We start from the raw sequence: 19,961 nt of genomic DNA on the forward strand, positions 1-19,961 counted from the left end.
CCGTCGCGATCGCCTCGCCGAAAGCTCCCCGCTTTTCTGCATTGCTGCGTTGCAACAATGGCGCTTGCGCGTCGGCATGTCTGCGGACAGTCTCGACTTTGAACCGATTCAGTCCGGACATCCCATGCCGCTGCCGATCCTAGCGCTCGCCATTGCATCCTTCTGCATCGGCACCACGGAATTCGTCATCATGGGCCTGCTGCCGGAAGTGGCGGCCGATCTTGGCGTCTCGATCCCCTCCGCCGGCCTGCTGGTCACCGGCTATGCGCTGGGCGTCGTCTTCGGCGCGCCGATCGTGGCCATGGCGACCGCCCGCCTGCCGCGCAAGCCCGTGCTTGTCGGCCTCGCCGCCCTCTTCGTCATAGGCAATCTCTTCTGCGCCATCGCGCCGAACTACTGGCTCTTGATGGCAGCGCGTGTCTTCACTGCTTTCGGCCACGGCGCCTTCTTCGGCATCGGCTCCGTCGTTGCGGCGAGCCTCGTGCCGCGCAACAAGCGGGCGAGCGCGATTGCGCTGATGTTCGCCGGCCTGACGCTGTCCAACATCCTCGGCGTTCCCGCCGGCACGGCGCTAGGCGAAGCCTTCGGCTGGCGCGCCACTTTCCTCGCCGTCGTCGGCATCGGTCTCATCTCGGTCGCAGCCATCGCCTGGCTGGTTCCGTCCAATGTCGCGGAACCCAGCGGCGGTGGCCTGGTGGGCGAGCTTCGCGTGCTCGGTAAGCTGCAGGTCTGGCTGGCGATGCTGATCGCCTCGCTCGCCTCCGCCAGCCTGTTCGCCGTCTTCACCTACATCAAGCCTTACCTCACCGGCGTCTCCGGCCTGTCGACGGCAACCGTCACCTGGGTGCTGCTCTTGTTCGGCGCCGGCATGACCATCGGCAACATTATCGGCGGCAGGCTGGCGGACTGGAAGCTGATGCCGACTGTGATCGCCACGCTGCTCGCCATGGCGCTGCTGTTCGTCGTCTTCACGGAGCTCGGTGCCATGGCAAGCGTGGCGGTGGCCATCGTTTTCCTGTGGGGCATGCTGATCTTCATCGTCGTGCCGCCCTTGCAGATTCGCGTCGTCGAGGCGGCTGCCGAAGGACCGAACCTGGCCGCCACGCTCAACCAGGGCGCCTTCAATGTCGGCAATGCCGGCGGCGCCTGGATCGGCGGCCTCGCCATCTCCTGGGGCGTATCTTACGCCAACCTGCCGTTGGTGGGCGCGGCGCTTGCGCTTCTGGCCGTCGCTGTGGCCGTGCTGTCGCAGGCGCTCGACCGCCGAACAATCCTGCAGCCGCAGCCGGCGGAATAAGGCTCGGCGTTTCGCCGTAGCAGGCTCGGCGCCTTAGCGGTAGCCACCCTGCCCCGACAGTGGCGGCGGCTGGACCAATCGACAGCCCGATCGCAAAAATGCATGGGTGAAACCGCTTCAAGCGGAGGTACCCCATGCAGAAGACGATCGAGCGCATCGCCGGCGACAGCGAAGGCGTCGCCTACGAATTTCCGGTCTTGCGTTTCGAGGGCAAGGACAAGGCGGCTCCTTCCGCCTATCTGCAGGCGGCACTGCATGCCGGCGAACTGCCAGGCGTCGTCGCTATCGACGCGCTGATGCCGATGCTTGCCAAGGCGGAAGCGGAAAGCCGCATCAGGGGTCCCGTCACCATCGTGCCCTGGGCCAATCCGATCGGCCGCGCGCAATATCATTTCGGCGAGCATCAGGGCCGCTTCAATCTCGGCACCCGCACCAACTTCAACCGCTCCTTCCCGTTGCTTGCCACCCCCGACGCCAGGCTCCTGCCGGATATCAGCCTTGGCGGCGCCGATCGCCGGCTGAAGAACCGGCTCGTCCAGCTGTCGCTCGGCAACGACATCGTCCTCGACCTTCACTGCGACGACGAAGGTCTCGCCTATCTCTACATCCACACCAGCCTGTGGCCGCATATGGCCGACTGCGCCGCCGCCATGGGCATCGACGCGGTGGTGCTGTGGAGCGAGGACACGGACGGCACATTCGAAGGCGCCTCCATCATGCCCTACCAGAACGCGCCGGCGAACGTTGCACGCTTCGATCGCCGCGCCGTGACCACGGTCGAATATCGCGGCATACTCGATGTCGACGCCGCGCTGGCGGCCTCGGATGCCGAAGGGCTTTATCGGCTGCTGGTGACGCGCGGCATCATCCAGGATCCGTCGATCCCGAAATTCGAGACATTTTCCGGACCCGTCGTGCCGCTGGAAAACATCGACATGATGCCTTCGCCCAAGGCCGGCGCGATCCTCTACGACGTCAAGCCAGGCGACCGCGTCAAGAAAGGCGACAAGCTGGCGACGATCGTCCATGCGCCCGGCGAGGTCGGTGGCCGCATGGAAGTCTTCGCCCCGCAGTCGGGCTTCATCCTGACCCGCCGCGCGCGCCGCATCATCCGCGCCGGCGAGGATCTTCTGAAGCTCGCTGGCAACGCCAGGAGCGGCGACGCCCGCTCCGGCACGCTGGAAGACTGAAGCCGCGCGGTCGGAGTCGTCGTGAAATCCAGTTGCACGGACCTCCATTCGCCGCTATGGGAGTCGCCATGAACATGCGTTCGAACAAGACCATTTGGTGGTGGGGCTGCTGACAGCGGCCTGTTCGTGCGCGTGCGCGTGAAATTTGAGGGTGGCCGCAACGGAATGTCCGGGCGGCCATTTGTTTTTAGAGCCATTCCCGGGTCCGTTGCCCAAAACGCTGATGGAGACGGCAATGACGACTAAAGTTCTGGACAACGGGGCCGAGCGCTTCGTCACCGCAGGCGGGGTGACGATCACCCGCGAGCGGCACGACCGGCCATATGAGGGCGCGATCGATGCCTATGTCGACGGCCTGAATTCGCGCCGCGGCGCCGTATTCTCCTCCAATTACGAATATCCGGGCCGCTACACGCGCTGGGATACGGCCATCATCGATCCGCCGCTGGTGATCTCCGCGCGGGGCCGCGCGATGCGCATCGAAGCGCTGAACAGGCGCGGCGAAGTATTGCTGCCGGTGATCGGCAAGGCCCTTGACGAGCTCAGCGAAGTGACGATCGCCGAGACCTCGAAGACGCTGATCCGTCTCGATGTCGCCAAGCCCGGCCGGGTCTTCACCGAGGAGGAGCGCAGCCGCGTTCCGTCCGTCTTCACCGTGCTGCGCGCCATCACCGCTTTGTTCAAGACCGCCGAGGATGCCAATCTCGGCCTCTACGGCGCCTTCGGCTACGACCTCGCCTTCCAGTTCGACCCGGTCGACTACAAGCTGGAGCGCAAGGAAAGCCAGCGCGACCTGGTGCTGTTCCTGCCCGACGAGATCCTGGTCGTCGACCATTATTCGACCAAGGCCTGGACCGACCGCTATGACTATTCCGGCGAAGGCTTTTCGACCGAGGGCCTGGCCCGCGATCCCCATGCCGAGCCGTTCAAGACCGCCGACCGCATCCCGCCGCGCGGCGACCATGAGCCGGGCGAATACGCCAACCTGGTGCGCCGGGCGATGGAGAGCTTCAAGCGCGGCGACCTCTTCGAGGTCGTGCCTGGACAGATGTTCTACGAGCGCTGCGAGACGCAGCCCTCCGACATTTCCCGCAAGCTGAAATCGATCAACCCCTCGCCCTATTCCTTCTTCATCAATCTCGGCGAAAACGAATATCTGATCGGCGCCTCGCCGGAGATGTTCGTGCGCGTCAACGGCCGCCGCGTCGAGACCTGCCCGATCTCCGGCACCATCAAGCGTGGCGACGATGCCATCTCCGACTCGGAGCAGATCCTCAAGCTGCTCAACTCCAAAAAGGACGAGTCCGAACTCACAATGTGCTCGGATGTCGATCGCAACGACAAGTCGCGCGTCTGCGACCCGGGCTCGGTGCGCGTCATCGGCCGCCGCCAGATCGAGATGTATTCGCGCCTGATCCACACCGTCGACCATATCGAGGGGCGGCTGCGCGAAGGCATGGACGCCTTCGACGCGTTCCTGTCGCACGCCTGGGCCGTCACCGTCACCGGCGCGCCGAAACTCTGGGCCATGCGCTTCATCGAGCAGAACGAGAAGAGCCCGCGCGCCTGGTATGGCGGAGCGATCGGCATGGTCAATTTCAACGGCGACATGAACACCGGGCTCACCTTGCGCACCATCCGCATCAAGGACGGCATCGCAGAGGTGCGCGCCGGCGCCACGCTGCTTTTCGACAGCGTTCCCGAGGAAGAAGAAGCCGAAACCGAACTGAAGGCATCAGCCATGCTCTCCGCCATCCGCGACGCCAAGACCGGCAACGCCACCGGGACCGAGCGCACCACCGCGCGCGTCGGCGACGGCATCAACATCCTGCTGGTCGACCACGAGGACTCTTTCGTCCACACCCTGGCCAACTACTTCCGCCAGACCGGCGCCAACGTTTCCACCGTTCGCACCCCGGTGCCGGAAGAGGTCTTCGAGCGGCTGAAGCCCGATCTCGTCGTACTGTCGCCCGGACCGGGTACGCCGACGGACTTCGATTGCGCCGCCACCATCAGACGAGCGCGCAGCCGCGACCTGCCGATCTTCGGCGTCTGCCTCGGTCTGCAGGCACTGGCCGAAGCCTATGGCGGCGAGCTCAGGCAATTGCACATCCCCATGCACGGCAAGCCGTCGCGCATCCGGGTCTCGAAGCCCGGCATAATCTTTTCAGGGCTCCCGAAGGAAGTGACCGTCGGCCGCTATCACTCGATCTTCGCCGATCCGGTGCGCCTGCCCGACGGCTTCGTGGTCACCGCAGAGACCGAGGACGGCATCATCATGGCCTTCGAGCACCGCAAGGAGCCGATCGCGGCCGTGCAGTTCCATCCCGAATCGATCATGACGCTCGGCCATAATGCCGGCATGCGCATCATCGAGAACATCGTCGCGCATCTGCCGCGCAAGGCCAAGGAAAAGGCCGCGTAGGAACGATGACGGAAGCGCCGGAAACGACGACGGCCGCGGTGAAAGCCACGGCCAGACAGAAGGTCGCAAGGCTGGCCTTCTGGTCGATCGTCGTCGCCGGTGTCGTGCTCGCCCTTAAGCTTGTCGCCTGGTATATCACCGGCTCCGTCGCGCTCTATTCCGATGCGCTGGAATCGATCGTCAATGTGATTGCGTCGGCCGCTGCCTTCTGGGCGATTCAGGTCAGCTACAAGCCGGCCGACCAGGACCATCCCTTCGGCCATCACAAGGCCGAATATTTCTCAGCCGTCCTCGAGGGGGTGCTGATCGTCGTTGCGGCCCTGCTCATCCTCAACGAGGTCTGGCGGTCCTGGCAGCATCCGGTCCCGCTAGAACAGCCTTGGGAAGGCCTTGCCGTCAACGGCGCCGCGACCGTCGTCAATGCGATCTGGGCCTTGACGCTGATCCGCGCCGGCCGGAACGCGAAATCACCCGCTCTCGTGGCCGACGGTCAGCACATCATGACCGACGTCGTGACGTCCGTGGGCGTGTTCGGCGGTCTCGTCGGAGCCGTGCTCACCGGCTGGCAGATTCTCGATCCGGCGCTGGCCGTGATCGTCGCGCTCAACATCCTCTGGCAAGGCTGGCATGTCATCGGCTCGTCGATGAACGGCCTGATGGACCGCGCCGTCGATCAACAGGAACACATGCAGATCCGCGATATCATCTCGGCCAATTCCAAGGGCGCGCTCGAGGTGCATGATCTGAAGACGCGCATTGCCGGCCGTGCCACCTTCATCGAGTTCCACCTCGTCGTCGACGCCGACATGACGGTCGGCGCCAGCCATGTCATCTGCGACCGTATCGAGGACGCGCTGAAAGCCGAGATCCCCTCGGTGCGCGTCATCATCCATGTCGAGCCGGACGACGAGGCCAAGCTGCCGAAAGGCACAACCGCGGTGCCTTTCGCCTGAATCTTATGGAGCGCAGGCCGACTGCGGCATGGGCGTCAATCGAAAGACCTTGTCGTCCGACTTCGTCTTGCCGTTCGCCGCTTTTGAGCAAAGATCGACAACCGCCACGGCATCGTTGGGATTCGCAACCATCATCATGCCGCCAGCGCCGCGCTTGAGAAAAATCTCCTTCTGCGAGATGTCGCAGGAAAAATCACTCATTTTCGCGCTGGCCGAGCAGCGCCACTGGTCGGCCTCGCCCTGGCAGGAATAGGTCTGCGTGACCTTTTTCCCCTTCTGCCTCGTCGTCACCGAAACGGCGATATCCGCCCCGTCGGGCCAGTTCGCGGCGTCCCCGCCGGCGGCGAAGGAGGCGAGCTCGATCGGGCCGCGGAAGACGCGAATCGATTGCGTGAGCTGGTTGGGATGCGACTTCAGGTGCGCGTCGTCGTAATCGCGCCCGAAGCAGAAGGGCTGATCGGGCTTCAGCCGCACGCGCAGCGGGTCGCCAAGCGCCGGATCGATGGGGTCGATGCGCGCGAACTCCGCCTTGCAGGTCTCGGCCGGCATCGGATCCAGCTTGAAGTTGTCGTCCTCGCTGCCCAGCGCCTGCTTGTTGTACTCGGCCTTGCTCATCGACTCCGACGCGTCGGGATCGAGATAGACGTCCGGCGACAGGCCGAACAGAAGCAGCTTTCCCTTGTCGTCGACTTTCAGCGAGGCCAGCGTGCGGTCACAATCCATGCCGCAACGAATGCCGCTCGCCTTGTCGCTCGGGTCTTCCTTGTTGCACCAGCTGCTTGCCCATTCAGGCGTGTTGGCGCCGCGCACCGTGGTGGTGAGGAAGCCGTTATAGGACGTATCCTGGTTCGCCGGAGGTTCTTCGTTCGGCCGGCTGACCGGGTCGTGGCCGTAGAAGAAGAAGATGCGCGCCACCTTCTGGCGCGGATGCGTCTTGAGATGGGCTGCGTCGTAGACACGGCCGAAGCAGGCATCGGCGCCGGTCGGGCTGAGCTCGGGAAGCTTGGGCGGCTGTTCGGCGCGCGCAGCACTGGCAAAAGCGGCAAGGGCGACGCAAAGCACCACGCCCGCCATGGTCCTCCCCACAACGGTCCTCGATGCCATGTGACCCTCCTCCCACCGACAGGACCGCGATATGCTAATCTAGGAGCGTCGCCTGAGCCATGCAAAATCGCGCGAGCAGGCGAGCGAACGGAGGATAGGATGCTGCGCCGTGACATTTTTCGTGCGGGTCTTGCGGGCGCCGCGGGTCTTTTCGGCCTGAGCCGTGCAAACGCGGCAACGCCTGAGGGAAAGCTGAAAGTCGCCTATCACCTCAGCGACGCGGCCAAGGTCAACTTCGTTCTCGGCAACATCAAGAACCACTATGAAGGCACCGGCGGCAATGTCGATATCGTGCTTGTGGTGCACGGTCCGGCTCTCGCCGCCTTCAAAGCCAAGGGCGCTTCCGGCGCCGTTTCCAGCCGCTTTGCCGGCCTTGTCCAGCAGGGGCTTGTCCCGCAAGCCTGCGGCAACACCTTGCATGGCATGGACATCGCGCTGACCGACCTGCTGGCGGGCTTCGAGCTTGCCGACAAAGGCGGCGTCGTGAAGCTCGCCGAGCTGCAGCACCAGGGCTATGCCTATCTCAGGCCCTGAGCGCGACCGGACTTGAACGCCCCACTTGAACGCAAGGCCGGCAATGGCCTACGAAAGACGGCAACGCGGAGGCCGGCCCACATGACGACACTTGCCATCCCCGATCTTGCCGGAAAGGCGGTGCTGGTCACCGGCGCTTCGACCGGCATCGGCGCGGCCCTTGTGCGTGCCTACGCGGCGCAGAAGTGCCGCGTCGCGCTGCACTACAATGCGAGCCGCGAAGCCGCCGAGAACCTGGCCCAATCCATCCGCGACGATGGCGGCGAGGTGTTTCCGGTCCAGGGCGATTTTTCGATGCCTGCGGACGTCGAGCGTGTGGTCGAAGAGAGCGCAAACCATTTCGGCCGGCTCGACGGCCTAGTCAACAATGCCGGCGGCATGCTCGGCCGCGTCGCCTATGCCGATCAGGACGAGGCGCATTACGATGCCGTGATGGACCTCAATGCGCGCTCGGTGCTGACCGCCTCGCGCAAGGCGATCCCGTGGCTGAAGCGCCAGGGCGGCTTCATCATCAACACCACCTCGATCGCGGCCCGCAACGGCGCCGGCGGCGGCGCCGGGCTTTACGGCTCCGCCAAAGCTTTCGTTTCCAACGTGACTCGCGGCATGGCCAAGGAGCTGATCGGCTTCGGCATCCGCGTCAACGCGGTGGCGCCGGGCACCATCCTGACGCCGTTCCACGAACGCTATTCGAACGCCGAGCAGATCAAGGCCATGGTCGCCACCATTCCGCAAGGGCGCGCCGGCACGGCGCAGGATTGCGTCGGCGCCTATCTGTTCCTGTCGTCCGACCTGTTGAGCGGTTACATCATCGGCCAAGTGATCGAGGTGAATGGCGGCCAGTTGATGCCGTGAGCCGGCGATTGCATACTTGATGCAGCGTGTAACTTGGAGGGAGAGCAAGGGCATGTACGGACTGATCGGCAAGATGCGGGCGGCGCGCGGCCAGCGCGATGCGGTCATGGACGTGCTGCGCGAAAGCACCACCGCGCTTCCCGGCTGCCTGAGCTATATCATCGCCACCGATCCGGCCGACGCCGACGCGATCTGGGTCACCGAAGTGTGGACCGACCAGGCGAGCCACAAGGCCTCGCTGCAGCTGCCGGAAGTCCAGGCGGCGATCGCCAGGGCGCGCCCCTTCATCGCCGGCTTCGAATTCCAGATCGAGACCCGTCCAGTCGGCGGCTTTGGGCTTCCTGCTCCCGAAAAGGCTGATTGACCTCTCTTGCGCGAATTTGCCGAAAGCGGGTTCGCATTTGTCAGCGTCCGCTTTAAGAGCCCATATGGACTCCTCGCCAGAGCAATCATCTCAGGACCAGACGCCGACCGAGCGCATGGCGCGCCTGCGCCCGCCCCGGCAGTGGCTGGTGTTGCTGGTGTTTTCCTTGCTCTTCGCCGGCGCGCTGGAGCTCGCCGCGCTGCCCGCGGCGCTGCTGATCGGCCCGATGCTTGCCGCGATCCTGGCCGGCACCAACGGCGCCACCGTGCGCGTACCCCGTCCGCTGTTCGGCTCAGCCCAGGCGATCGTCGGCTGCCTGGTCGCCGGCTCGATCTCGACCGACATCTTTCCGGTGTTCTATGCGGAATGGCCGCTGTTCCTCGGTGTGGTGATAGCAACCGTCGCCGCCTCCAGCCTGCTCGGATGGCTGATAAGCCGCTGGCGCATCCTGCCCGGCACCACGGCAGTCTGGGGCTCCTCGCCCGGCGCCGCGACGGCCATGGTGCTGATGGCCGGCGCCTTCGGCGCCGACCAACGCCTCGTCGCCTTCATGCAGTATCTGCGCGTGATCTTCGTCTCGATGACGGCCGCCCTCGTCGCCAAGATGTGGGTCGACACATCCGGCGTCGAAGTACCGCCCGTCGTCTGGTTTCCGGCCATCGATGCCTTCGCCTTCGCCGCCACTATCGGCATCGCGGCGGTGGGCGGCCTGGCCGGAAAGCTGGTCAGGCTGCCCTCGCCGTTCTTTCTCGGCGCCTTCATTTTCGGCGCGGTGATCCATCTCGGCCTCGGCGTGCCGATGCAACTGCCGCCCTGGCTGCTGGCGATCAGCTACGCCATGGTCGGCTGGTCGATCGGGCTGAATTTCACCCGGCCGATTCTGCGCCATGCGGCACGCGCCCTGCCGCAGATCGTCGGCTCGATCGTCGCGCTGATCGCCTTTTGCGGCGGCATGGGATTCGCCATCAGCCGCCTGCTCGGCATCGACCCGCTGACCGCTTACCTGGCGACCAGCCCGGGCGGCATGGACAGCGTCGCCATCGTCGCAGCCGCGGCGCAGAACGTCGACATCTCCTTCGTCATGGCCTTGCAGTCGGCGCGATTCCTGGTCGTGCTGCTCATTGGGCCAAGCGTAGCCAGGCTTGTGGCGCGAAACCTCAGGGGCTGATCCGCTATATCCAGGGCATGGGCGCAAAAGCAATTCCCGGAAAAGTGTGCAGCGGTTTTCCGTCTGGAATTGCCTGAAAGCAAAAAATTTGAGCAGGGCAGCATCCCGATCGGGATGCCGAATTGCTCTAAAGGAGCGGAGGAGAATGCCATGAACCGTCGCGTGAATGCCGTTGATCTTTCCGGCCGCGTCGCCGTGGTGACCGGCGGCGCGCAAGGCATCGGCTTTGCTGTCGCCCGACGCTTGCTGTCGTCCGGCGCCGGCGTCGCCATCTGGGACGTCGACCAGGCCGCGATGAGCAAAGCTGCCGCCGAACTCGCGTCGCTCGGCCGCGTCGAGGCCATTCTCTGCGACCAGTCGCAGATCGAGGCCGTCGATCGCGCCGCCGCAGAGACCGAGCGGACGCTTGGCCCCGTCGATCTCCTCGTAAACAATGCCGGCATCGCCGGACCGGCGGCAACCTTGGTGGACTACGACCCCGCCGCCTGGCGTCAGATCGTCGATATCGACCTCAACGGCGTCTTCTACTGCTGCCGGCGCCTGGTGCCCGGCATGATCGCACGCAATTACGGCCGCATCGTCAACATCTCCTCGGTGGCCGGCAAGGAAGGCAATCCGAATGCCGCCGCTTATTCCGCTGCAAAAGCCGGCGTGCTGGCGCTGACCAAGTCGCTCGGCAAGGAACTTGCCGGACATGACATCGCCGTCAACGCGCTGACGCCCTCGCCCGCCCGCACCCGCATCTTGGAGCAACTCACCGAAGCGCAGGTCGCCTATATGCTCGGCAAAGTCCCGCGCGGCCGTTTCGTCGAGGTCGAGGAGGCGGCCGCCATGGTCGTCTTCATGCTGTCGGACGAGAACTCCTTCACCACCGGCGCGACCTTCGATCTTTCCGGTGGACGCACGACCTACTGACCGTCGCCAAGCTTACGAGACAGCTTTCGACCGGCTGCTCATCGTGCTGGCGACGATCACCGTGCTTACTGTCATCATCGTCTTTCTCGACCTTCGTCGCGGATCGGCGCCGGAACAACACGTCGCTTCTGTCCCGGCCTGCCAGGAAGGTTGACACCACGCGATGCCATCAAGTGCGGCGAAGCAGCAAAAAATACTTGACTCACATACTCATATTTGAGAGCGCGGAAGCGCAATCAAAACATGAGAATTGGAGACAGGTTAATGCCGAAGCGGTCGAGGACGTGGCGCCGGGGACTATCATTGCTGGCGGGCAGCGCCATGCTCGGTCATGCCTGCCCGGCGATTGCGCAGGATGGCGGCGACGCCGTCGTTCTCGACAAGATCGAGGTAACCGCCGAGAGCAACGAGATCCTGAAGCAGGACGGCTATGTCGCGAAGAAGGATCGTATCGGCACCAAGACCGACACGCCGATCGCCAGAATCCCGCAGGCGGTTTCGGTCGTCACGCAAAAGCAGATCGAGGACCAGAAGCCGCGCACCCTGAACGACGCGCTGGGCTATACGGCGAGCGCCAATCCAAACAGCTTCGGTTTCGACACGCGCTACGACGCCTTTTTCCTGCGCGGTTTCCAAGCCTTCTACAACGGCATGTTCCGCGATGGGCTGCGCCAATACAATGGCCCTTCCGCCTGGTTCAAGACAGAACCCTACGGCATCGAGGGCGTCACCATCCTGAAGGGTCCGGCCTCGTCGCTTTACGGCGTCAGCGGTCCCGGCGGCATCGTCAACGTCGTGACCAAGCGGCCCAAGGACGAGCCGTTCCACGAGATCGAGCTGCTGGCCGGCGAGCACAACCGCTTCCAGGCGGCGCTCGATGCCTCCGGGCCGGTCAACGATGACGGCAGCGTCCTGTATCGCTTCACCAGCCTCGGCCGCCTGAGCGAGACCGGCCTGCCCGACTACCCTGACGACAAGCTCTATCTGGCGCCAGCCGTCACCTTCAAGCCGGACGAGGACACCAAGCTCACCATCCTCGGCGAGTATTCGAAGTCCGTCACAGGCGGCACCGCCGCCTTCTACAACTCCGCCTATGGCGTGTTGTCGAACGTCTATGAAGGCGATCCGGCCTGGAACGATTTCACGCAAGATCAGGGGCGCATCGGCTACGAGTTCGAGCACCGCTTCAACGATTGGCTGACCGTGCGCCAGAACCTGCGCTACAACGCCGTCGACTCGGACATCGAATATAGCGGCCACTATTCGATCGGCGCCGACCAGCCGCTTGAGCGCTACTGGGGCCACTACACCGAGACGATGAAGAACTTCGTCGTCGACAACATGGCGCAGCTCGAATTCGATACCGGCCCGGTCACGCACACCGCGATTGCCGGCATCGACTATGCCTGGTCGGACTATGATGCCGGCAGCGGGCTCTCCTATGTCTCGGTCGAGGATATCAAGTCAGCCCCCGTCCCGCATTCCGGCGGGCAGGAGATGAACCAGCTCGGCGTCTATCTGCACGACCAGATGGAGTGGAACGATGTCACCCTGTTCACCAGTGGCCGCTACGACTGGGTTGACACAACGTCCACCGCGGCCGATTTCAGCCAATCGGAGCAGAAGGACAGCGCCTTCTCCGGCCGCGTCGGCCTCTCCTACCGGACCGAATGGGGCATCATCCCCTACATCAACTACTCGACCTCGTTCTCTCCCAACATCGGCTTCGTCTATGACGACGTTAATAGCCCGGTCGGCCGCGTCGCCCGCCCGACCATCGCCACGCAGAAGGAGATCGGCGTCAAATACGAGATCCCCGACCATAACGCGACCGTCAGCGCCGCGCTGTTCGACATCGACCAGAAGGACGGTGTCGTCTTCGACGCCTCGACCGGCATCAACAAGCAGCGCCAGCTCGACCTGAACTCGCGCGGCGTCGAGCTGGAGGCCAACGCCTCTTTGGACAATGGCTTCAGCGTCATCGCCTCCTACACCTATCTGCGGGTGAAGATCGAACGCGGCGCCGAGGGCACCGACGGCAAGGAATTGTCGGCGACGCCGAACCACATTCTGTCGCTCTGGGGCCACTACCAGTTCGAGAACGGCACGCTGGAAGGGCTCGGTCTGGGCGCCGGCGTGCGGTTTGCCGGCGCGAGCTATGGCGACGACACCAACACCTTCAAGAACGATGCCCGCGCCTTCGTCGACGCCTCGCTGTCCTACGATTTCGGCTACCGCAACCCGAAGCTCGAAGGGGTGAAGCTGCAGATCAACGCCAAGAACCTGTTCGACAACCAGCAGACGATCTGCTCGGCCGGCTATTGCTACCGCGACGAGGGCCGCTCGCTGTTCGGCAGCCTGCGCTACCGCTTCTGATGTCGGTCTCCGTCTCGAACCGGTCCGCCTCGTCGCCGGCCGCCGTCGTCGCGGCGATCGGCGGCCTCTATGTGGCGCAGAGCGTGATCGGCGGCATCACCTGGACAGGCCTGCCGGCCGTCATGCGCGACCAGGGCCTGCCGCTCGACCGCATCGGCCTGCTCACGCTGATCGCCCTGCCATGGGCGCTGAAATTCCTGTGGTCGCCGGCGGTGGAACGCTACCGGCTTCCGCCCGCGGGCAGGAACCGCACCGGCACGATCATTCTCATCGGCGGCCTCGTTTCCATCATCGGACTGCTGGCCGTCGCCCAGCTCGGCCCGGCCGCTTTCTGGCCCGTGGTCGCCTGCCTGACGGTGGTCGCCTTCGCGGCCTCTACCGTCGATATCGCCTGCGATGGCTTTGCGGTGCAGAACCTTGCCGGCAGGAATCTCGGCTGGGGCAATGCCGCCCAGGTCGGCGGCGCCTATCTTGGTTCGGCGATCGGCGCCGGCCTTTTCCTCTATCTGGTCGAAATCCATGGCTGGCGCGCGGCGGTGTCGGCCATGGCCTCGCTGCTTGTGCTGCTCGGCCTGCCCTTCCTGTTCGGCATTGCCGGCCAATCGCGCAAGGAAGTGCGCGAGCACGTGCCCTCGCTCGGCGCCGCATTGCGGCGCCCGCAGATACGCCGCGGTCTGGCGGCGTCGGCGATCTATGTGCTGGCGCAGAAGGCGGCGCTGACCATGCTCGGCCCGTTTCTCGTCGATGCCGGGCTCAGCCTTTCCACGATCGGCCTGGTCAACGGCGTCGGCAGCATGATCCTCGGCGTTGCGGCCGCGCTTGCAGGCGGCGCTCTCGTCCGGTGGCTGGGCACGCGCAGCGTGCTTGTGCTCGCGCTCGTCCTACAGGCCGGATCGCTGCTCATCCTCGCGGCCTTCTCGCTTTCCGGCATTTTCCCGACAGGCCCGCTGGCGGCCGTCGCGATGCTGAGCTCCTCGGGCATCATGGCGCTTGGCTTCGTGGCGCTCTATGCGCAGTTCATGCGCTGGTCGGATCCGAGGCAGGCCGGCGTCGATTTCACGCTTTTCCAGTGCATGGACGCCTTGGTCAGCATGGCGGGCGGCATCCTGGCCGGCTACCTGGCGCAGCATCTGGGTTATGGCGCGCTGTTCGGCGGCGCAGGCCTCGTCGCGCTGCTGGCGGCGCCGGCGATCGCCATGGTCAGCGATCGCGAATGAAAAGCCGGAACTATTCCTCGCCGGCACCGTCTTCGCCCGGCGCGCCACGGCGCCAGTAGGCGGTGACAAGATGCCGGTCGCGCGGCATGCCCCATTCCTTGCGCAGAATTCTGCGGATCTCGCGGAAATCGGCGAACTCGCACCCGGCCCAGGCAAAGAGATCGTCGGCCCCGCGGCCGCGCTCACGCAGCGCTTCCGGCAGCAGGCCGGCACGGCCTGCTTCGCGGCCATGCCGATAAAGCCAGTGGACGGCGATGTTCTCGCCCGCCGCCAACGTCACTCGGTCCTGCGGACCGTCGACCTCGATGAAGGCCTCGGCACGGACGGGCGGCGCAAGCTCTTCCAGCATCCGGCCGATCGCCGGAAGCGCGGTATCGTCGCCCAGCAGAAGCAGGTTTGATGCCTTGGGCACATCGCCGCCGCCGGGGCCGATCATGCCGATGACGTCACCGGCCCGCGCATTCTGCGCGAAACTCGCGGCCGGCGTCTCGGCGCCGGGATGCAGCACGAAATCGATGTCGAGCCAGCCCTCGGCCACGTCCAGCGCGCGGATCGTGTAGACCCGCACGGTCAGCGCATCCTCGCCCGACGGCCAGACGATCAGCCCGTCGGCGCCCATGGTCGGCCAGACCGCCTGGCGTCCGGCCGGCGGCAGCAGAAGCCGGACATGAAATCCGCCATGGGCGAAGCGGCCGAGGTCGCGGCCGGAGAAACGCAGGCGCTGCATATGCGGCGACAGCCGCGTCGAGGACAGGACCGATATCTCGCGGAAGAACACCGGCGTGCCGGCATCCTTGCCGTCGCCTCGCCAGCGGAGGCCCTCGGTGGTGCGCAGATGCGCGGCGATGTGGCCGGCAAAGACCATCTTCATATAGGAGAGGCAGGTCTCGTCCTCCGCCGCGACGCTGACCAGCACGCCACTATCGTCGAACGAGGCGTTCAACGAGCCGTAATGCATGCGGAATTCCCATCGGCCGGCAACGCCGGTATCGACCTCGCTGTCACCGTGCTCCTCGCGCAGCCTGTCCATCACCGCGCGGATATCATCGTTCTGGATACGGGTTTGCGCGCTCAAGAGCTTCATCGCCGGGCCTTTCGATATCGATGGCAGCGGCACCGGCCGAACGCGATGTCGCCGAGCGCCGGCATGCCACAGCGTCGGCAGCATTGCCACTAAAACATGATTTTAAGAGTCATATTTTTGGACGGAACCGCACGAAGGTCGGCAACGCATCCGGTTTTCAGCTGATGATCAGGCTTCCTACAAGGCCGATCATTTCGATGATTGCACCACGGTACGGTGAACGTGAGACAGAGGTGATTGACGCGACTCGGAAGGGATTAGAGAACTCATCGACACATGCCGTACACATGGCTTCAAAGACGTCGAACAGCACGCCCTATAAGTTCCAACCACGGCGTGCGGCCTGGCCGGCACTTGCCTCCGACGGGCCGCTCCTGTAAGAGAGCCGCCATGACCACGCGCGTCCGCTCCGTCGCTTCTTCTCGCACCGGCTTTGCCGGCGAGACCGCGCGCGCGCTTGCTTCGACCCTGCTTCTTCTCGGCCTTATCGGCGATCGCCGGGCTCGCTGAAGGAGCGCCCGGCGGTCGATACCCGCCGCTTCAGGCGCATGCTCCTTGGCAAAGTCACAATCAAGCGAACGAAATTCTGGTAGAGGCGACGCTCGCCATCAATCCGCCTAAGGCGAACATGCGGGCCGCCCGGAGAAGAGACGATGAACGCACGAGAAGAAATCCGCGCCGTCGAGGCTGAAGCCGGGAAGCGCGCGGCCGGCCACATGTCGGACGCAGCACGCAAATACCAGCCCTACCCGACCGTGGGCCTGACCGACCGCACCTGGCCGAACAAGGTGATCGACAAGGCGCCGATCTGGTGCTCGGTCGACCTGCGCGACGGCAATCAGGCGCTGATCGACCCGATGGGCCATGAACGAAAGGCGCGCATGTTCGCGCTGCTGCTCGACATGGGCTTCAAGGAAATCGAGATCGGCTTCCCCTCGGCCTCGCAGACCGATTTCGATTTCGCCCGCTGGTGCATCGAGGAAGGCGGCGTGCCCGCCGACGTGTCGCTCCAGGTGCTGGTGCAGTGCCGCCCCGAGCTCATCACGCGGACCTTCGACGCGCTCAAGGGCGCGCATCGTCCGATCGTGCATTTCTACAATTCGACCAGCGAGCTGCAGCGCCGCGTCGTCTTCGAGAAGGACGTCGCCGGCATCAAGCGCATCGCCACCGATGCCGCCAAGATGATCACCGACATGGCCGCCAAGGCCGGCGGCGGCTACCGTTTCGAATATTCGCCGGAAAGCTTCACCGGCACCGAGCTGGAAGTCGCGCTGGAGATCTGCAATGCCGTCACCGAGATCGTGAAGCCGACGGCCGACAACAAGCTGATCATCAACCTGCCCTCGACGGTCGAGATGTCGACGCCCAACGTATATGCCGACCGCATCGAATGGATGTGCCGCAATCTCGACAACCGCGAGAACCTTATCATCTCGCTGCACCCGCATAACGACCGGGGCACCGGCATTGCCACCACCGAGCTCGGCCTGATGGCCGGCGCCGACCGCGTCGAAGGCACGCTGTTCGGCAATGGCGAGCGCACCGGCAATGTCGACATTGTCACGCTGGCGCTCAACATGTTCACCCAAGGCGTCGATCCGGAGCTCGACTGTTCCGACATCAACCGGATGAAGGATGTCTATGAGTATTCGAATCAACTGAAGATTCCGGAACGCCATCCTTATGTCGGCGAACTGGTTTACACCGCTTTCTCCGGCTCGCATCAGGACGCCATCAACAAGGGTATGAAGGCGCTGAAGAAGGCCAACACAGCGCTTTGGGAAGTGCCTTATCTGCCGATCGATCCGGCCGATGTCGGCCGCACCTATGAGGCGATCATCCGCATCAACTCGCAGTCGGGCAAGGGTGGCATCGCCTATGTGCTGCAGGCGGACTACGGCCTCAACTTGCCGCGCAATCTGCAGATCGAGTTTAGCCAGGCGATCCAGGCGATCACCGATGCGGAAGGCAAGGAAGTGCCTGCCAAGCGCATCCATGAACGCTTCCTCGAAACCTATGTCGACCAGCCCGGCGCGCGGCTGAAGTTCCTCGACCATCGCACCTTCCCCGACACCGAGGTGAAAGGCCGGCGTATCGTGGAGGCGGAGATCCTCGACAACGGCAAGGAAATGACCATCACCGGCTCGGGCACCGGTCCGATCGACGGCTTTGTCGATGCGCTCTCGCGCCATGTCGGCGTCGACATGTCGGTGCTCGACTATTCCGAGCATTCCCTGCAGCGCGGCTCCAACGCCTCGGCCATCTCCTATGTCGAGATGGAGTATCCGGGCGGCAAGCTGTTCGGCGCCGGCATCAACACCAACATCGTCGCCGCCTCGCTTGAGGCCGTTGTTTCGGCCGCCAACCGTATCGTCGGCCGCCGGAGCAGCTGATGTGAAACGGTCCGGCTCGGCGGCAGGCTGACCGGGCAGATCTGGCTGAAGCGTAGCGCATACCAATTGCGCCCCGCTTCAGCCATAGACGCGAGAGCTGCCATTCGTTAACCGGTGGCGGAATTTCCGGTGGGCTTACGCGATCGCATAATAGAAGCATCCTTGTGCGACGGCGCGAGCGCTATATGATCGCGCCCTAACCTGTGCCGACTTCGGAAGGATCGACACTTGGAGCATGCCCCGCCTGCCGCCCCCGCAGTGCGCGAGACATTGGAGCGACTGCTTGCCAGCGAAACGTTCGGACGGTCCGAGCGTGCTCGCAGGCTCTTACGCTATCTGGTTGAACGCGAGCAGGCCGGCGAGGCCGACAGGCTGAAGGGCATTTCCATAGCCATGGACGTCTTCGGCAAGGACGGCGATTTCGACGCCTCCACCGATGCCGTGGTCAGGGTGCAGGCCGGTCGGCTGCGCGAGCTCCTGGAGCAGTATTTCGCCAATGAAGGTGTCGCCGAGCCGGTGCGCATCGCGATCCCGCGTGGCGGCTATGTCCCTTCCTACGAGCTCAATGCGATTCGGCTGCCTGGCGACGCCAGGTCCGCCTCCGAAACCATCGCGCAGCGGCCCAACGCATCGGCCGAAGCCGCTCCGTCGGTGTCCGAGCATCTCGACAACTCTGTGCCGGGCGAACCTGTGGCGCTGAAGGCGCCGGCGGCACCTGCGCAGTCGCTCACGCGGCAGTTGCGTTTCTTCTGGGCCGCCATGATCCTGGTCATTGTCATGCTCGGCGTGCTTATCGTGCGCCAAAGCAACACCTTCCTTGGCGGCGACGCGGGCACACCGGTCGAAACAGCGGGCACGGCAAGCATCGCTGCCCAGCCGACATTCGACTCACTGCCGCTAATCTACATTGCGGTGAAAGCCGAGGGGCCGGAGGCGGCTCGCGTCGCGTCGTCGCTGCGCGCCGGGCTTGCCGGTTTCGACACCATCGATTTTATCGGGCGCGATGCGGATTCGACGCGCGATCGGTCCGCCGATCCGATCAGTTTCGTTTTCGAAATTGTTCCCGGGCCGGCTGCCGGCGACGTCACGGTGGAATTGCAGAGCGTCGCGACCGGGCGGGTTCTCCTGTCACGCAACCTGACATCGGCCGAAAGTGCCCCCGATATGGTTGAAAGCAACATCGCCAGCCTTCTCACCTCGACCGTTCCCGCCTCCGGCGCGATCTACAGCTACATTGACCAGAGCGACATCCGAACCAGCCAGATCGCATGCCTGGTGCTCGACGACCGCTATTATCTCGATATGAGCGCCCAGACGTACGAGGCTGCGTATCGTTGCCTGCAGAAGCTGGTCAGCGAAGGCACCAAATCGTCGCTTGTCTACGCGGAACTGGCTTCGCTTCATGTGGAGGCGGTCAACGCCCACTATGCCTATCCGCCGGAAGCGACGCTCGAAAAGGCCATGTCGCTTGCGCACCGCGCCGTCCAGATGGGGCCGATGAGCCCGCACGCGCATCGCGCCTTAGGCTACCTGAACTCGCGCCTCGGCAACACGGACGAAGCAACCCGCTTGATGCGCAAAGCCTACGAACTCAACCCGTATGATCTCGGCATGGCCGCCGCCTATGGCTACGGGCTGATCTTCGCCGGCAAATATGACGAGGGGACGCCGATCCTGGATCACGCGGTCGAAGCCTTCAGCGGCCATCCGACCTGGTGGGATTATGGCCTGTTCATCGGAGCCTTCATGCAGGGCGATATGAAGAAGGCCGCGATCGCCAGCGAGTCGCTGCGCACGACGGCATCCAAGTCGCACTATCTGGCCGCGCGACTGATCGGCGCCAAGATTTCAGGGCGCGACAAGCTGGCGGGCGAGCTTGCCAACGAGCTCATCGCGGAATTCCCGAACTTCGTCGCCGACCCGCGCGCGACATTCGTCGACCGCAAATACCCCGCCGATCTCACCGACCGGCTGGTGCAATCCTTGCGGGCCGCCGGTATCGGCAACCCGAGCTAATCCAGCCCTGCGCCCGTGTTTGGGCCAAAGGATTTCAGCGGGCGGAAGTACGAGGCCGATCCGTCAAGTA

Annotated in this window: 16 protein-coding genes; 14 read left to right on the forward strand and 2 right to left on the reverse strand. The window is 64.4% G+C overall.

The features are described 5' to 3' along the window. Window positions 1-124 precede the first annotated feature (124 nt). The 4 genes from ACVMIM_RS29975 (at window position 125) to ACVMIM_RS29990 (ending at window position 5,865) form a co-directional block, all read left to right on the forward strand. Window positions 125-1,297 carry an MFS transporter gene (locus tag ACVMIM_RS29975; protein WP_476116398.1) on the forward strand — a complete coding sequence of 391 codons (1,173 nt, stop codon included), beginning with the start codon at window positions 125-127 and terminating at the stop codon, window positions 1,295-1,297. Window positions 1,298-1,431: 134 nt separating this feature from the next. After that, window positions 1,432-2,487 carry a peptidase M14 gene (locus ACVMIM_RS29980; RefSeq protein ID WP_476116400.1) on the forward strand — a complete coding sequence of 352 codons (1,056 nt, stop codon included), beginning with the start codon at window positions 1,432-1,434 and terminating at the stop codon, window positions 2,485-2,487. Between the two features lie 235 nt (window positions 2,488-2,722). Further along, window positions 2,723-4,912: an anthranilate synthase gene (locus ACVMIM_RS29985; protein WP_476116402.1), complete on the forward strand. Its 2,190-nt coding sequence runs from the start codon at window positions 2,723-2,725 to the stop codon at window positions 4,910-4,912. Window positions 4,913-4,917: 5 nt separating this feature from the next. Further along, on the forward strand, window positions 4,918-5,865 hold the full coding sequence (locus tag ACVMIM_RS29990) for a cation diffusion facilitator family transporter (RefSeq protein WP_476116404.1): 948 nt from the start codon (window positions 4,918-4,920) through the stop codon (window positions 5,863-5,865). 3 nt (window positions 5,866-5,868) lie between these two features. Here the strand turns inward: ACVMIM_RS29990 and ACVMIM_RS29995 are convergent, their stop codons facing one another. Continuing rightward, window positions 5,869-6,969, reverse strand: coding sequence for a hypothetical protein (locus ACVMIM_RS29995; protein ID WP_476116405.1), 1,101 nt, complete (start codon window positions 6,967-6,969; stop codon window positions 5,869-5,871). A gap of 99 nt (window positions 6,970-7,068) precedes the next feature. Here ACVMIM_RS29995 and ACVMIM_RS30000 point away from each other — a divergent pair, with 99 nt between their 5' ends. From ACVMIM_RS30000 to ACVMIM_RS30035, 8 genes are all read left to right on the forward strand, one after another. After that, the gene (locus ACVMIM_RS30000; RefSeq protein WP_476116407.1) at window positions 7,069-7,503 is read left to right on the forward strand and encodes a DsrE family protein; all 435 of its coding nucleotides are present in this window, start codon (window positions 7,069-7,071) and stop codon (window positions 7,501-7,503) included. 81 nt (window positions 7,504-7,584) lie between these two features. Then, the gene (locus ACVMIM_RS30005; protein ID WP_476116409.1) at window positions 7,585-8,358 is read left to right on the forward strand and encodes an SDR family NAD(P)-dependent oxidoreductase; all 774 of its coding nucleotides are present in this window, start codon (window positions 7,585-7,587) and stop codon (window positions 8,356-8,358) included. A 52-nt stretch (window positions 8,359-8,410) separates the two neighbouring features. Next, entirely contained in the window at window positions 8,411-8,722 is a 312-nt protein-coding gene (locus ACVMIM_RS30010; RefSeq protein WP_476116410.1) for a putative quinol monooxygenase, read from the forward strand. A 64-nt stretch (window positions 8,723-8,786) separates the two neighbouring features. Then, window positions 8,787-9,890: an AbrB family transcriptional regulator gene (locus ACVMIM_RS30015; protein WP_476116412.1), complete on the forward strand. Its 1,104-nt coding sequence runs from the start codon at window positions 8,787-8,789 to the stop codon at window positions 9,888-9,890. 162 nt (window positions 9,891-10,052) lie between these two features. Next, on the forward strand, window positions 10,053-10,805 hold the full coding sequence (locus ACVMIM_RS30020) for an SDR family NAD(P)-dependent oxidoreductase (protein ID WP_476117420.1): 753 nt from the start codon (window positions 10,053-10,055) through the stop codon (window positions 10,803-10,805). Beyond that, window positions 10,786-10,959 (forward strand): hypothetical protein, encoded by a 174-nt coding sequence (locus ACVMIM_RS30025; RefSeq protein WP_476116414.1) that lies wholly within the window; start codon window positions 10,786-10,788, stop codon window positions 10,957-10,959. The genes ACVMIM_RS30020 and ACVMIM_RS30025 overlap by 20 nt, the downstream gene beginning before the upstream one ends. 110 nt (window positions 10,960-11,069) lie before the next feature. Further along, window positions 11,070-13,181 (forward strand): TonB-dependent siderophore receptor, encoded by a 2,112-nt coding sequence (locus ACVMIM_RS30030; RefSeq protein WP_476116415.1) that lies wholly within the window; start codon window positions 11,070-11,072, stop codon window positions 13,179-13,181. Further along, on the forward strand, window positions 13,181-14,398 hold the full coding sequence (locus ACVMIM_RS30035; RefSeq protein WP_476116417.1) for an MFS transporter: 1,218 nt from the start codon (window positions 13,181-13,183) through the stop codon (window positions 14,396-14,398). The genes ACVMIM_RS30030 and ACVMIM_RS30035 overlap by 1 nt, the downstream gene beginning before the upstream one ends. Before the next feature lie 10 nt (window positions 14,399-14,408). Here ACVMIM_RS30035 and ACVMIM_RS30040 read toward each other — a convergent pair whose 3' ends face one another. Further along, on the reverse strand, window positions 14,409-15,482 hold the full coding sequence (locus tag ACVMIM_RS30040; RefSeq protein WP_476116419.1) for a siderophore-interacting protein: 1,074 nt from the start codon (window positions 15,480-15,482) through the stop codon (window positions 14,409-14,411). Between the two features lie 653 nt (window positions 15,483-16,135). On the opposite strand from ACVMIM_RS30040, the gene leuA reads away from it, so the two are divergent. Beyond that, on the forward strand, window positions 16,136-17,875 hold the full coding sequence (gene leuA / locus ACVMIM_RS30045) for a 2-isopropylmalate synthase (RefSeq protein WP_476116421.1): 1,740 nt from the start codon (window positions 16,136-16,138) through the stop codon (window positions 17,873-17,875). A 228-nt stretch (window positions 17,876-18,103) separates the two neighbouring features. After that, a complete protein-coding gene (locus ACVMIM_RS30050; protein ID WP_476116423.1) occupies window positions 18,104-19,891 on the forward strand; it encodes a tetratricopeptide repeat protein in 1,788 nt (595 codons plus the stop codon). Window positions 19,892-19,961: the final 70 nt, after the last annotated feature.

It is taken from the genome of Mesorhizobium sp. USDA 4413 (assembly GCF_056280365.1).